The sequence below is a fragment of the Caviibacter abscessus genome (genome assembly GCF_001517835.1).
GTDB lineage: Bacteria > Fusobacteriota > Fusobacteriia > Fusobacteriales > Leptotrichiaceae > Caviibacter > Caviibacter abscessus.
In genome coordinates this window covers 144,664-159,302 of the sequence record NZ_LOQG01000001.1, presented here as the reverse complement: position 1 = coordinate 159,302, position 14,639 = coordinate 144,664, and the positions used below count along the sequence as shown (strand labels likewise).

The 14,639-nt window shown below is 25.0% G+C and carries 15 protein-coding genes; all 15 read left to right on the top strand.

Going from position 1 to position 14,639, the window contains the following annotated elements:
• Position 1 precedes the first annotated feature (1 nt).
• The 15 genes from AWT63_RS06475 (at position 2) to AWT63_RS00745 (ending at position 14,636) form a co-directional block, all read left to right on the top strand.
• A complete protein-coding gene (locus AWT63_RS06475; protein ID WP_068267701.1) occupies positions 2 to 973 on the top strand; it encodes a thymidine kinase in 972 nt (323 codons plus the stop codon).
• Positions 970 to 1,509 carry a hypothetical protein gene (locus tag AWT63_RS00810; RefSeq protein WP_068267699.1) on the top strand — a complete coding sequence of 180 codons (540 nt, stop codon included), beginning with the start codon at positions 970 to 972 and terminating at the stop codon, positions 1,507 to 1,509. The genes AWT63_RS06475 and AWT63_RS00810 overlap by 4 nt, the downstream gene beginning before the upstream one ends.
• Positions 1,509 to 2,195 carry an ABC transporter ATP-binding protein gene (locus AWT63_RS00805; RefSeq protein WP_068267697.1) on the top strand — a complete coding sequence of 229 codons (687 nt, stop codon included), beginning with the start codon at positions 1,509 to 1,511 and terminating at the stop codon, positions 2,193 to 2,195. The genes AWT63_RS00810 and AWT63_RS00805 overlap by 1 nt, the downstream gene beginning before the upstream one ends.
• 2 nt (positions 2,196 to 2,197) lie before the next feature.
• On the top strand, positions 2,198 to 5,170 hold the full coding sequence (locus AWT63_RS00800) for an FtsX-like permease family protein (protein WP_068267696.1): 2,973 nt from the start codon (positions 2,198 to 2,200) through the stop codon (positions 5,168 to 5,170).
• A gap of 1 nt (position 5,171) precedes the next feature.
• Positions 5,172 to 5,858, top strand: coding sequence for a tRNA threonylcarbamoyladenosine dehydratase (locus AWT63_RS00795; RefSeq protein WP_068267694.1), 687 nt, complete (start codon positions 5,172 to 5,174; stop codon positions 5,856 to 5,858).
• Positions 5,859 to 5,905: 47 nt separating this feature from the next.
• Positions 5,906 to 6,283 carry a hypothetical protein gene (locus tag AWT63_RS00790; RefSeq protein WP_068267692.1) on the top strand — a complete coding sequence of 126 codons (378 nt, stop codon included), beginning with the start codon at positions 5,906 to 5,908 and terminating at the stop codon, positions 6,281 to 6,283.
• 76 nt (positions 6,284 to 6,359) lie between these two features.
• Entirely contained in the window at positions 6,360 to 7,064 is a 705-nt protein-coding gene (locus AWT63_RS00785) for a pseudouridine synthase (RefSeq protein WP_068267691.1), read from the top strand.
• Positions 7,061 to 7,837: a Rossmann-fold NAD(P)-binding domain-containing protein gene (locus AWT63_RS00780; protein WP_068267690.1), complete on the top strand. Its 777-nt coding sequence runs from the start codon at positions 7,061 to 7,063 to the stop codon at positions 7,835 to 7,837. Before AWT63_RS00785 ends, AWT63_RS00780 begins: the two co-directional genes overlap by 4 nt.
• A 14-nt stretch (positions 7,838 to 7,851) precedes the next feature.
• The gene (locus AWT63_RS00775; RefSeq protein WP_068267689.1) at positions 7,852 to 8,535 is read left to right on the top strand and encodes a hypothetical protein; all 684 of its coding nucleotides are present in this window, start codon (positions 7,852 to 7,854) and stop codon (positions 8,533 to 8,535) included.
• A gap of 12 nt (positions 8,536 to 8,547) precedes the next feature.
• Positions 8,548 to 9,513 (top strand): patatin-like phospholipase family protein, encoded by a 966-nt coding sequence (locus tag AWT63_RS00770; protein ID WP_068267688.1) that lies wholly within the window; start codon positions 8,548 to 8,550, stop codon positions 9,511 to 9,513.
• Between the two features lie 8 nt (positions 9,514 to 9,521).
• The gene (gene dnaX / locus AWT63_RS00765; RefSeq protein ID WP_068267684.1) at positions 9,522 to 10,904 is read left to right on the top strand and encodes a DNA polymerase III subunit gamma/tau; all 1,383 of its coding nucleotides are present in this window, start codon (positions 9,522 to 9,524) and stop codon (positions 10,902 to 10,904) included.
• A 13-nt stretch (positions 10,905 to 10,917) separates the two neighbouring features.
• Positions 10,918 to 11,370 (top strand): 50S ribosomal protein L9, encoded by a 453-nt coding sequence (gene rplI, locus AWT63_RS00760; protein ID WP_068267683.1) that lies wholly within the window; start codon positions 10,918 to 10,920, stop codon positions 11,368 to 11,370.
• 1 nt (position 11,371) lies between these two features.
• Complete coding sequence (gene dnaB, locus AWT63_RS00755; protein WP_068267681.1) at positions 11,372 to 12,700, top strand: replicative DNA helicase; 1,329 nt, start codon at positions 11,372 to 11,374, stop codon at positions 12,698 to 12,700.
• A complete protein-coding gene (locus AWT63_RS00750; RefSeq protein WP_068267679.1) occupies positions 12,697 to 13,959 on the top strand; it encodes a peptidase U32 family protein in 1,263 nt (420 codons plus the stop codon). Before dnaB ends, AWT63_RS00750 begins: the two co-directional genes overlap by 4 nt.
• Positions 13,960 to 13,961: 2 nt before the next feature.
• Positions 13,962 to 14,636 (top strand): response regulator transcription factor, encoded by a 675-nt coding sequence (locus AWT63_RS00745; RefSeq protein WP_068267675.1) that lies wholly within the window; start codon positions 13,962 to 13,964, stop codon positions 14,634 to 14,636.
• The last annotated feature ends 3 nt before the right edge of the window (positions 14,637 to 14,639 follow it).

The following is a 14,639-nucleotide window of genomic DNA, read 5'->3' as shown; positions in this document are numbered from 1 at the left end:
AATGTTAGAAAATGCTATTGGAAGACTTGAAGTAATTACTGGAAGCATGTTTTCAGGTAAAAGTGAAGAATTGATTAGAAGAATAAGAAGAGCTAAATATGCAAAACAAAGAGTAATTGTTTTTAGTCCTTCAATTGACAAAAGATACGGAGAAAATGCGATTTATTCTCATAATAAGAATAATGTAGAAGCATATTCTGTTTATACAACAGAACAAATGGAACATGTTATGTCACAAAATACAGATGCTGAAGTTATAGGGATAGATGAAATACAATTTTTTCCACCTGAAGTTGTTGAATTTTGCAAAAAATATGTTGAATTGGGGAAAAGAATAGTAGTAGCAGGTCTTGATTTAGATTTTAGGGCTAAACCTTTTGTTCCTTTACCTGAACTAATGGCAATAGCAGATGAAGTCAGTAAACTTTCTGCAATATGTATGATTTGTGGTAAACCTGGATATGCAAGTCAAAGATTAATAAATGGTGAACCTGCATATGAAGATGATCCGTTAGTTTTAGTTGGAGCTTCTGAAAACTATGAAGCAAGATGTAGAAGACATCATAAAATACGTATAAGAAATTCACAAAAAGTACCTGTTGAAATTATTATTAATACACACAAACTGGATAATAGTGAAATTTTAAAAAATTTAAATATTAGAGATTATAAAATAATAGAAGTAAAAGCAGGAACAGATGTATGTGAATTAAGAAAATTAATTGATGAATGTAACGGAAAAGTTGTACTAAACATCTTTGAGAGTATAGTTACAAAAATGGAAAGAAATTATACAATTATAAATTTCATTTCAGAATATAGAAAAAATTCAAATATTACATTAGTTTCTCAAAATAAAGATGCAATGGTATTTTATTTACAAACAATAGCCGACATTTTAATGAAAAATGATTTAAAAGTTAAGAAAATTTTTATGGATAATATAGAAATAAAAGGAGATGAGTTAAAATGAAAAAGTGTTTAATTTTATCGTTTATAGGATTAGCGTTGAATAGTTTTAGTTATAAAATAGTATCATTAAATGAAAGAACATTTATTGATAAAGTATCAGTAAGTTCAAGAGTTATGAATAAAATTGAAGATAGTTTTAATAATGAAAAAGAAATAGCAGTAATATCAAAAGAAACAAACATAAAAAAACATAACTATAAAGGATTGGCAACAGAAGATGCTTTATTAGGACTTGAAAAAACAATTTCAGATTTTGCATATTCAGAATTAATATCATATTTTAAAAAATCAAACTTAACAGGTCCTGGTTTTGATGAATTTACATTTCGTAAATTTGCCAACAATATTGCAAGAAATATTATGGATAAAAAGTTATATACAATAGCAGGAGCTTGGCAATCAGAAAATTCAGGACTATATTTCGTTTTAGTTAAAATCGATCGTAATATAGTTGTTGAAGAATCTAAAAAGACATTTAAGGAAAGATTAGAAGTAATAATTGATACATTAAGTGAATTAGAAGGAAGTATAAAATAATGAGTATAAAAGTTATAAATGAGTGTAAAAAATATGGTGATGTTATTGCAAATAATAATATAAACTTTAGTATTGATACAGGAGAATTTGTAGTAATTTTAGGACAATCAGGGGCAGGAAAAAGTACACTTTTAAATATACTTGGAGGTATAGATGTACTTACTTCAGGACAAATAATTGTAGATGATATTGATATATCAAAACTTGGAGAAAAGGAATTAATTGATTATAGAAGAAATTATGTAGGTTTTGTTTTTCAGTTCTATAATTTAATACCTAATCTCACAGCACTTGAAAATGTTGAATTAGCAAGCGAGTTAGTAAAAGATAGTATTGATTCAAAAGAAGCATTGGAATTAGTTGGTTTAAAAGATAAGTTACATAATTTTCCACAAGAACTTTCAGGTGGAGAACAACAAAGAGTTGCAATAGCAAGAGCAATAGCTAAAAAACCAAGATTATTATTATGTGATGAACCTACGGGAGCATTAGATTATAAAACAGGGAAATTAGTATTAAAATTATTATATGATATATGTAAAACGACAAATACAACTGTTTTAATAATTACGCATAATAAAGCTATATCAAAAATGGCAGATAAAGTAATAGAAATTAGTGATGCTAAGGTAAGAACTGAATATGTTAATGAAATTAAAATACCTATTGAAGAAATTGAGTGGTAATTATGAAGGCAGCAAACAAGGATATATACAAAGAAATAATAAAATCAAAAAGTAGATTTTTAATAATATTACTTATAGTATTTATTGGTACATTAACTTATATCGGTATGAATCAAACTAATTCAGTTCTTATTAATACTGCTGATAAAGTAACTAGAGAAAATAATTTATATGATATTAGAATTGATGCAGTTGCGGGATTTACAGAAGAAGACAAAAAAATACTAAGTAGTTATAAAAATATAGATACTATAAATTATTATATTGAAGAAGTTAATTCAGACACATCAACTTTACTTATTAATTCCAATAAAGTTAGTGGTAATAATGCATTAAGTTTGGTTAATACTAAAGATAAAAAAACGTTAGAAGGTTATAACGTTATAGGAGAAGCTGTTGATATAAGCTATTTACAAAATGAAATTAATAAAAATGGTATTAAAATAAAGCAAGCATTTTTAGTTAATAATTTAACAGGAACAGAAAATGTAGCGGTTATAAAATTAAAAGGAACAAAAGATTATAAAACATTTGATAAAAAATATATAGAATACGTAAGTAAATCTAAAGAAGAAATAAATACGCTTTTAAAAAATAGACCATTTGTTCGTGAAAAAGAAATTCAAGATGAAATAAGTTCAGGTATTGAGACAATAACAAAAAATCTTGATAAAATAGCTAATTCATTTGAAGATTTAAATAGTAAAAAAATTGAATTAAACAAACAAATTAAATTACTGGATGAAAAAAAGAAAGAGTTTGAAGAAGCTCCAAATAAAATTAAAGAAGGTAAGAAAAAAATCAGTGAAAATTTAAATTTAATTAATACTAAAAAAGAAGAATTAAATTCTAATTTAAAATTAGTTGAAAATGGTTTAGAACAAATTGAAAAAAATTATAGTCAAGTTGTTGCAGGACTTGAAAAAATAGCAGAAGAAGAAAAGAAATTAGCTGCTAACGAAACACGTGTTAATGGTTTAAAACCTAGTATTTTTGTTTCTCAGAAAAAAATAGACGGGTATAAAAAACAAATTGAAGAAGGTAAAAAAACTTTAAAAGAGCAAAAAGATAAACTTAATGAAGTTGTAAACCAGAAAAAACAACTTGAAGAAAATAAATTAAAAATAGAAAATGGTCTTTTAACAATAAAAGAAAATGAAAGTAAAATTTTAAAAGCTCTTGAGAATATAAATAAAGAAGAATTAAATTATAAGAAAAATTATAACGCTAACCTTAACAGCATAAAAAATGGATATAAACAAATTGAAGAAGCAAAAAATAAAATATTAGAGGGAAGCAATAAGTTATCGGACGCTAAAGAAGAGTTAAATTCTAAGAAAGACGAATTGAAAACTAAAAGTGAATTTTTAATTGCTCCAACATATACAGTAGGAACAAGATTTGATAATTTTTCATTTTCTGCACTGTATAACAATAGTGAAGCAATGAAAATTATGAGTATCTTTTTCCCGCTTTGCTTTTTCGTAATAGTTCTATTTGTTGTTACAACAACGATGATTAGATTTGCATTTGAACAAAGAAAGGCAATAGGGTTATATAGATTTTTAGGCTATGATAATAAAGCAATATATAAAAAGTTTTTAACATATGCACTTATACCAACAATAATAGGTATTATTTTAAGTTCATTAGTTGGTACATATGTGGTGCCAAGAATAATATATCCACCTTATGTTGCAGAATTTATAGCTCCATTTAATGAAATTACAATTAATTTTATTCCAAAATATACTTTTATTATATTTATAATATTTGTAGCTGCAATAATAACTGCAATAGTTGTAGTTGTAAAAGTTCAGCTTAAAGAGCCGATAGTTTCATTACTTATTGGAAAAGAAACAAATCTTGCTAAAAGAATATTAATTGAAAGATTTTCAATATGGAAGAAATTTAAGTTTTCAACGAAAATATTAATTAGAAATCTTTTGAAATATAAAGGTAGATTTATTATGACTATTGTGGGTGTTGGTGGTTGTACGGCACTTATATATTTAGGAATATCATTACAAGGATCACTTAAAAATATTACAAAATATCAATACAGTAGGGTTAGAAAGTTTGATGCAACAGTGTATTTCAAATATGATGTTACGAATGATAAAAAAGAAGAATATATTAATGAAATATCAAAATATGCAGATGTTAATAGAGTAAATACAGAAACGGTTAAAATTAAAAGTGAAAAATTTGAATATGTAAGTGAATTAACTTATTTAATTGATTATAAAAAAGAATTTTTCAATTTTGTTCCTACGTCAAATGCTACAATATCTGAAAAAACAGCATCAATATTAAAATTAAAGAAAAATGACAATATTACAGTATATAATAGTTATAATAAGCCTCTTGTTTTCAAAATTGATAATATATTTGAAAACTATATTTCTCAATATATCTATATTAAAAATGATGGAACAAAAACTGCTAACGCTGTTATAGTTAAATTTAAAAATAAAGATACAAATATTAATAAATTGTATAATAAAGATATAGTGTATAATATTATTTCAGAACAAGAAACAAAAGAAATGTTTGATAAACAAGTTGGAAATCTTACATTTGTTGTCTTATTTATGATATCTCTTGGAATAAGTCTTGCAATAGTTGTAAGTTATAATCTTGGAAATATAAATATACTTGAGAGAAAAAGAGAATTAAGTACTCTACAAGTTTTAGGATATAATTGGTTTGAAATGCGAATGTATATTTTTAGAGAAATGATAATACTTACTGTTTGTTCGATAGTTCTTGGTCTATATCTTGGTAGACAGCTACAATTATTTGTTGCAGATCAATTTAAAGTTTCTCCATTAAGATTTGTTACATCATTGGAATTTGAACCATTTATTATTTCTACTTTAATAATACTTGTGGTAATATTCTTTGTTATATCAGTATTGTCAAGTAAAATTAAAAAAATAGATATGCTTGAAGCTTTAAAGCTTGGTGAATAAAATGGCAGAATTTGCATATGACAGATTAGAATTATTAGTACAAAAAGATGGAATTAATAAATTAAAAAATACAAAATGTATAATTTTTGGTCTTGGTGGAGTTGGTTCATATGTTACTGAATCACTTGCCAGATCATTTATTGGAGAATTAACTTTAGTTGATTTTGATAAAATTTCAATTACAAATATAAATAGACAATTACATGCCAATTTTAAAAGTATTGGAAAATGGAAAACTCAAGAAATGAAAAATAGGATTTTGTCAATAAATCCTGAATGCAATGTAAAAATATACGAAACCAGACTAAATGATTCAAATATGGAAGAATTTGATTTAGCATCTTATGATTTTGTAATAGATGCAATAGATGATATTACTTCAAAAATAGCACTTATAAAATATTGTTTAAAAAATAAAATTAGAATTATTTCTTCTATGGGAGCAGCAAATAAATTAAACCCTGAAATGCTAAAAATTGGTAAGATAAAAAATACAACGGTTTGTCCTTTAGCTAGAAAAATTAGACATGAATTATTAAAAGAAGGTTATACAGATTTAACTGTTGTCTACTCAACAGAGCATATAAAAAATAAAAAAGGTAATGCGTTAGGAAGTACATCATTTGTACCTTCTGTTGCCGGTTTATACATAACATCGTATGTAGTTAGGACTATACTTGAAATTTAATAATTAATGTGATACCATTAATAAAAATTAAAAAGGAGAGCAGTGATATGAAAAAAACAATAATGTTTTTAACATTAATGATAAGTTCCTTTATATTTAGTTCAACTTTAAAAGATGGAAGATATGCTGTTAGTTCTGTATCAAAAGGGAAAACAGTAAATATGAGTATAATAGTAAAAAAATCAAAAATAATTTCAATAGATTTTGATAAGAAAACAGAAGAAGGAATTAGTTATTCATTGACACCTGCCGGTAAAGATTTTAGGGAAAAGAAAACAGCTATTTCAAGAGAAATAGTAAGACATAATTCTATTGATGGAATAGTAATTAATTTTGATTCAATTACAAATATTGAATTTAAAAAGTTATATAAATTTCTAATTGAAAAAAGTGAAAAAGGCGAAACAGGAGCTTATGAATTATAATAAAAGAGCAGTAATTGCTCTTTTTTTATTGGGTATAATATGATATAATTTAATGAACAATTGAAAGGTTATAACTATGAGAATAGATAAATTTTTAGCAAATTCTGGAGTGGGAACAAGAAGTAATGTTAGGCTTCTTATAAAATCTGGAGTTGTAAGTGTTAATGATAAGTTTATTAAATCGCCTGATTACAATGTAGTAGAAAATGAAGATAATATAAAAGTAAACGGAAAAAATATTTTATATAGACCCTTTGTATACATTATGTTAAATAAGCCAAAAGGTTATTTAAGTGCAACTAATGATAAAAAAATGAAAACGGTAGTTGATTTGTTAAATAATGATTTTTCTACTTATAAAGTTTTTCCCATTGGAAGATTAGATATTGATACAGAGGGTCTTTTAATTTTAACTAACGATGGAGATTTATCTCATAATCTTTTGAGCCCTAAAAAACATGTTAAGAAAAAGTATTATGTTGAAACTCAAAAAGAAATAACAAATTATCAAATAGAAAGCATTCAAAATGGTGTAAATATTGGTGATTATATAACAAAAGATGATGCTTATATTGAACTTATAAATAAAAATTCATGCTATTTAACTATAACAGAAGGCAAATTTCATCAAGTAAAAAAAATGTTCCAAGCAGTTTCTAATGAAGTGATTTATTTAAAAAGGGTTATGATGAATAATTTATATCTTGATGAAACTTTAAAAGTTGGTGAGTATAAAGAATTAACAAATGAAGAATTTTCACTTTTAAAAGGAGAATTATGATATATATAGTAGATGTAGATTTAACAAATAATATACAAAAATATATTTTTGATAAATTAAATATTGACTATAAGCTATATGAACCATCATATAGTGAATTAGATGATTTGATAAATTCAGATAATTATACAGGTATACTTTTTGGATTAGGATTTAGAGAATATCTTGAGAATAAATATAAACAAGAGTTTCAAAAGAATAAAGGAATAGATTTAATTTATAAAAAAAATGATAATATAACTTTTTATAATTCTTTATATGAGGGATTAAGTAGATTTTTTGATGATATGAATGTAAATTTAAATAATAAAACTACAGTTATTTTAGGTAGTTCATATACATCAAGAGTTGTATATGAAGTTATAAAAGATAAATTTTTATCAACTGTATATATAGCTTCAATAACTAAAGAAGTAAATAAAAAACTTAGACCTGGAGATATACGTATAAAAAAAGTTGAAATAATGAATTTAGAAAAAGTTGATTTTATTATTAATACAACAGAACTAGGAAATATTAATCAAGAAAATTACTGTTTACTTGATAATGAAAAAGAAGTGCCATCAAGAGAAGTTTTAGATATGGTATATTATCCAGTAAAAACAACTTTTATTAGAAAATATGAAAATAAAGGGTCAAAGATATATTCAGGGCTTAATGTAATTATATATCAAACACTTTACGCAATATGTAAAATTACAAATAAGTATGAATATTTTGAAAAATTTGATGAAGTTTATGATTATTTGTATAAGCTTTTGGATACAAATTAAAAGGAGTATACATAATGGAAAAATATGAAAAATTAGATAATGTAGCACTTTTATTAGGCGTAAATAAAGAAAAATATTTTAGTGCTAAAACAGATTTTTTTAATGACAGAAAAAGTGCAATTGTAAAGTATTTTGGATATGAAGATGAAGAAATACAAGGATTTACAGATTTTTGGTATTACTATTTAGCAGATAATACTAATTGTTTTTTTCATAATTTTAAATCAAATGGATATACAAAAAATATTCAAAACTTTCTTGAAAAAAACAATATAGAAACTTTAAACATTGATTATGAATCATTTATTAATAAAGAAAATACATACAGAGAAACTTTATTTGATATATTACTTTCTGAAATAAAATATAATTTTAAAAATATAAAATTAGAAATTTTTGGAATAAATGTAGGGTTTGAATCAAATATTTACTATATTTTACCCAATTCTATTTTAAAGGAAATCAAAAATCAAAATTCTGATTTATTTATGGTATTTGATTTTAAGAAATTAGAAGAAATATACGGAGAAATATATGTAGTAACAAAGGAAATAGAAAATATTGAATTTGTACAAGCAGGTGATTATATAGAGCTTGATAAAAATAGTGGAATTTATCAGACATTATTTAATCCACTTGTAAAGAAAAACTACAACTTACATAATGTACCTAACGAATGTATAGAATTAGTATTATAAGGAGCAAATATTATGTTTAAAATACTTTGTTTAGATGGTGGAGGAGCTAGAGGTTATTTTACTTCTTATATGATAAAAAAAATAGAAGAAGAATATAATATAAAAGCATATGAATATTTTGATTTAATTGTTGGAACAAGTACTGGGGCTTTGATTGCTGGAGCAATAGGTTTAGGGATTGATATTAATGAAATAATTGATATGTATTTAAATCAAAGTAAAATGATTTTTAAAACTAGACCTTTTCCAAATAATGGAGCAATTGGAAGTAAATTTTCAAGAGAATATATAAGTAATTTAATACATAATAAATATCAAAATAAGAGTTTTGAAGATTTAAAAACTAAGGTTATTATTACTGCAACAGATGTAACAACTGGACTTCCAATTATTATAAAATCTTGGAAAAAAAATAAATTAAATTTAATTGATTCAGTATTAAGTTCAAGTAGTGCACCTTGTTACTTTGATCCTTTTCCTGTAGAGGATACATATTTTACAGATGGATGTATATGGGCTAACAATCCTGTTCTTGTTGGATTATCACAAGCTGTATCTGAAAAAGAATTTAATAAATCCATTGATGAAATTAAAATATTATCAATAGGAACAGGTAAAAATATTTCTAAAAAAGAAATTGAACCTTTATCTATTCCATTTTCTAAAGGTGATAAAAAATGGGGTATAGTAGGTTGGGGATTTACACTTCCTAATTTATTTTTACAAAGTTCAGTAATTGCTAATGATATGATAATAAAAGACATTATTAAATCACCTAATTATGCAAGAATTGAATATTTTACAGATATAAAATTGTCTGTTGATAAAATACCTACAAAATTAATTCATGAAAAAGACAGAATTTTTAATGAACATAGACACATGCTTGATGAGTTTTTTAAAACACGAGAAGTTAAAATTGAAACAAAAAAATATAATTTTATACAAAAATTAGCAAAAAAAATATTTAAAATTTAGGGGAAAAAATGAATTTAACATTATATAGAAAATATAGACCTGAGAGTTTTGAAAATGTTTTTGGACAAGAACATATAAAAAGAGCTATAAGTAATGCTTTGAAAGAAAATAAATTATCTCATGCTTATTTATTTAATGGACCTCGTGGTGTAGGAAAGACTACTATTGCAAGACTTATTGCCAAAAGTGTTAATTGTTTAGTTAATGGAATTAGTGATAAGCCTTGTATGGAATGTGAAAACTGTATAGAAATTGCAAATGGGTCATCACTTGATGTTATAGAAATAGATGCAGCTTCTAATAGAGGTATACAAGAAATTAGACAATTAAAGGAAAATATACAGTATCAACCAGTAAAATGTAGAAAAAAAGTATATATAATTGATGAAGTTCATATGCTTACAAAAGAAGCATTTAATGCACTTTTAAAAACTTTAGAAGAACCGCCTGAGCATGTTATTTTTATACTTGCAACAACAGAAATTGATAAAATACCAGATACAATAATATCAAGATGTGGTTGTTATGATTTTAAAATATTATCAAAAACAGAAATATTGGATATGCTAAGCTATTGTGTTAGTTCTGAAAATATTAATATTAATAATGAAAGTTTGGAACTTGTTTATTTAAAATCTGGTGGAAGTGCAAGAGACAGTTTTTCAATATTGGAAAAATTGATCTCAACTTATATAGATGAAGATATAACATTAGAGAAGACACAGAATGCGTTAGGAATTATTCCTATAACTTATTTAGAAAAATTTTATAATATTCTTTTAGAAAATAACAAACAAGAAGCATTTAATTTTATTGATGTGTTATATAAAAATGCTTTTCAAATAGATGTATTTTTTAAAGATTTTTGTGATTATTTGAAGGAAAATGAACAAGATATAAATAAAAAAATTAGAGACATTGGTATAATTTATAAAAATATAAATGAATTTAAGTATGAAGATGATAAGAGGATATTAGCTTATGTACTTGTTTACGAACTATTTAATTTAAATTATACAGTTATAACCGGAAAAAATGATGAAAAAAAACAAAAAAAGACTAATGAGTCTAAAGAGGATTTTAGTTATGAAAAATTATTAGATCATTTAATAAATCAAGGTCAGATATTTTATAATAATGTGCTTAGAGAATATCGTTTTGTTAAATTTGAAGATGATACGGTATTTATAACACCAATAAGTGATTTTAAATATGCTTCTTTGATATTATCAAATGAGGAACATATTAGAATTATAGAAGAAGAAATTTTTAATTTATATAATAGAAGATTTAATTTATCTGTTACTAATAATGACAGTATAAAAAATAAAGATAAAGACATTGAATTTAATAATACAGTTGTTAATTTATTCAGTGCACAAGAAATTTAAGGAGGTATATAAAATGAAAGTAAAAGTAATCTTGCTTGATAATATTAAATCTATTGGGAAAAAAGATGAAGTAATTGAGGTAAAAGACGGATATGCTAATAACTTTTTATATCCACAAAAAAAAGCAGTGCCGGCAACTCCTGAAAATTTAAATAAACTTAAAGCCAAATCTGAAAAAACAAAAAAAACTTATGAAAAGGAAATAGATCTTGCAAAAACTTTAGCTGAAAATTTAAAAGATAAAGTTGTTATTTTACAAGTTAAAGCTGGTGAAAACGGTAAGGTATTTGGGTCAATAGGTGCAAAAGAAATTGCTGATGAAATGCTAAAACAATTAAATATATCAGTTGATAAAAAGAAATTTTCAAATGATGCACGTATTAAGTCATTGGGAATTCATAGTGTTGAACTTAAATTACATAGCGAAGTGAAGGCATTTATAAAAGTTGAAGTGAAAGGATTATAAAATGCAAGATAATTTTGAAAATATTGGTGCAGAAGAATATTTACTTGGAATGTTGCTTTGTGAAGGAAGTTTAATGGGAGAAATCAGTAGATTTTTAAAGCCTGATGATTTTAATAACAAAAATAACAGTTCAATATATTCAGCTATGTATTCAATATATAGTAGAAATGGTGATATTAATTTAATAGTACTGGAAGAAGAGTTAAAGAAATTACAGGTTTATGAAAATATTGGTGGAAGAGAAAGATTAAATGAACTTTTTGAAATGGCCCCTTTAGAAACTAGTATTGATATATTTGCAGGTATAGTTAAAGATAAATCTGTAAAAAGAAAAGTAATTGAAATTTGTCATTACTTGACTGATTTAATTAAAAGAGATTATGGAAGTTATAATGATATTTTAGATATAGCTCAATCTAAAATAATTAAATTAACTTCTGATAATAACACAAGTGATGTATTAACTCTTGAAGATTTAGGAAAGCAAAGAATAGAAAAAATTATTAAACTTAGTGAACATGATGCAAATGAACATATAGGAATACCTTCTGGATATAATGAATATGACAGAATAACGGGAGGATTTCATAAATCTGATTTATTAATACTTGCAGCAAGACCTGGTGTCGGTAAAACTGCATTTGCACTTAATTTAGCATTGAATGCCTCAAAAAATCATAAGAAGGTATTAATATTTTCTTTAGAAATGGGTAACGAACAATTATATGACAGATTACTTGCAATAGAATCAGGCTTTTCTCTTAGTAAAATTAGAAATAATGCACTTAGTGAAAATGAAACAATCATGTTAAATAAACATATAGAAAGAATGTCAAAATATGATTTATATATTACTGATGTTCCAGGTGTAAATTTATTAGATATAAAAAATATATGTAGAAAATTAAAGACAACCGATGGTATTGATTTCGTAATTGTTGATTACCTACAACTTATAACTCCAACAGCTGATGCTTCTAAAGTCAGAGAACAACAGGTTTCTGAAATATCAAGAGGTTTAAAAATTCTTGCAAAAGAACTTCAAGTTCCCATTTTAACGTTATCGCAACTTTCAAGATCTGTTGAAAATAGAACGGATAAAACACCGATGTTATCAGATTTAAGAGAATCTGGTGCGATAGAACAAGATGCCGACATAGTAATGTTTTTATCAAAAGAACCTAGAGTTGAGGGGGCAGAAGAAACGATGACTAATGTAATAATAGGAAAACATAGAAATGGTTCAATAGGAGAATTACAGTTAGCATTTAGACAAGAATGTCAAAAATTTATAAATATTCATAAAGTTCAATCAGGAGGAGAACATTGAGAAAAGTAGAACTTTTATCACCGGCAGGTAATATGGAAAAGTTGAAAGAAGCATTTCATTTTGGAGCAGATGCTTGCTATATTGGTGGTGGAGCTTTTAATTTAAGAGGAATGTCAGCTAATTTTAGAGATAAAGAGTTAGCGCAGGCAATTGAATATGCTCATAGTTTAGGAAAAAAAATATATGTAACTTTAAATATTTTTGCACATAACCAAGATATTAATTATATGCCAAGATTTATTAAATATCTTGAAAGTATAAAAGTTGATGGAGTAATTGTATCAGATTTGGGAGTTTTTCATACTGTAAAAGAAAATGCACCTAATCTTGAAATACATATAAGTACACAGGCAAACAGCATAAACTGGGCAACAGTAAAAGCTTGGAGAGACTTAGGAGCTACTAGAGTAATACTTGCCCGTGAAATGACTCTTAAAGAAATTAAAGAAATTAAAGAAAAAGTACCAAATATTGAAATAGAAGTGTTTGTACATGGAGCTATGTGTATGGCTTATTCAGGAAGATGTCTACTAAGTAACTATTTTACTAATAGAGATGCAAATAGAGGTGTATGTGCTCAAGATTGCAGATGGAATTATAAAGTGGTAGCACAAGATCATGAAAATGCTGGTGCACATGATATAATTGAAGATGCTGAAGGAACATATATATTCAATGCAAAAGATTTATGTACTATTGAATTTATAGATGAAATAATAAAAGCTGGTGTTGACTCATTAAAGATTGAAGGTAGAATGAAAAGTATTTATTATAATTCAATAGTTACAAAACAATATAGAGAAGCAATAGATAAATACTACAGCGGAAATTATAGTTTTGATGAAAAATGGTTGTATGAATTACAAACAATTAGTCATAGACTTTATTCAAAAGGTTTTTTCTTTGGTAAAACAACAGAAGAAGACCAAAACTACAATACAAGTTTATCGTATAGTCAAACATATCAGCTTGTTGCAAATGTACTTGAAAATTTAGGAAATGATGAATATCAACTATATATACGTAATAAAATAATTGCAAGTGAAGTTGAACTTGAATTAATAAGACCAAATGAAGATCCGGTTAAATTTAGAATAGATAAATTTTTTAATATAAAAACGAATGAATATACAGATGTTGTAAATCCTAATACTATAGCTGTGATTAAAACAAATATTAAGATGGATGAAATGGATCTTATAAGAGTTAAACTTCCTGTTGGTTATTCTGTTACTGATATTGATACTAAGGATATATAATTATGAAAAGTAGAATACTAGTTATTGAAGATGATATGAAAATATCAAAATTAATAGAAATGGAACTAAGATTTGAAAAATTTGATGTTGAAGTTGCATTTGACGGTAAAGATGGATTAGCAAAAGCAAGATATCAAAAGTTTGATTTAGTTTTACTTGATTTAATGTTACCAAAAATGAATGGCATAGAAGTATGCAAAAGAATTAGAGAAGAATCAAATGTACCTATAATAATTTTAACTGCAAAAGATGAAATTAGCGATAAAGTTGTTGGTTTTGATTATGGAGCAGATGATTATATTACAAAACCATTTTCAATTGAAGAACTTATTGCAAGAATAAGGGCATTATTAAGAAGAACAGAAAAAGTTGCTAATGTTTCTGAAAATCTTCAGTTTGAAGATTTAGAAATAGACTATACTGCTTATGAAGTACGTAGAAATAAAAATTTAATTGTATTATCAAAAAGAGAATTTGAATTATTAGACTATTTAGTCAGAAATCGTGGTATAGTTTTATCTAGAGATAAGATATTGGAAGAAATATGGGGATTTGAATATATAGGTAATGATAATATTCTAGACTTATATATTAAGTACTTAAGAGATAAAGTTGATAAAAATTATGACAGAAAATTTATTCAAACAATACGTGGTGTAGGCTTTGTTTTTAAATAAGGT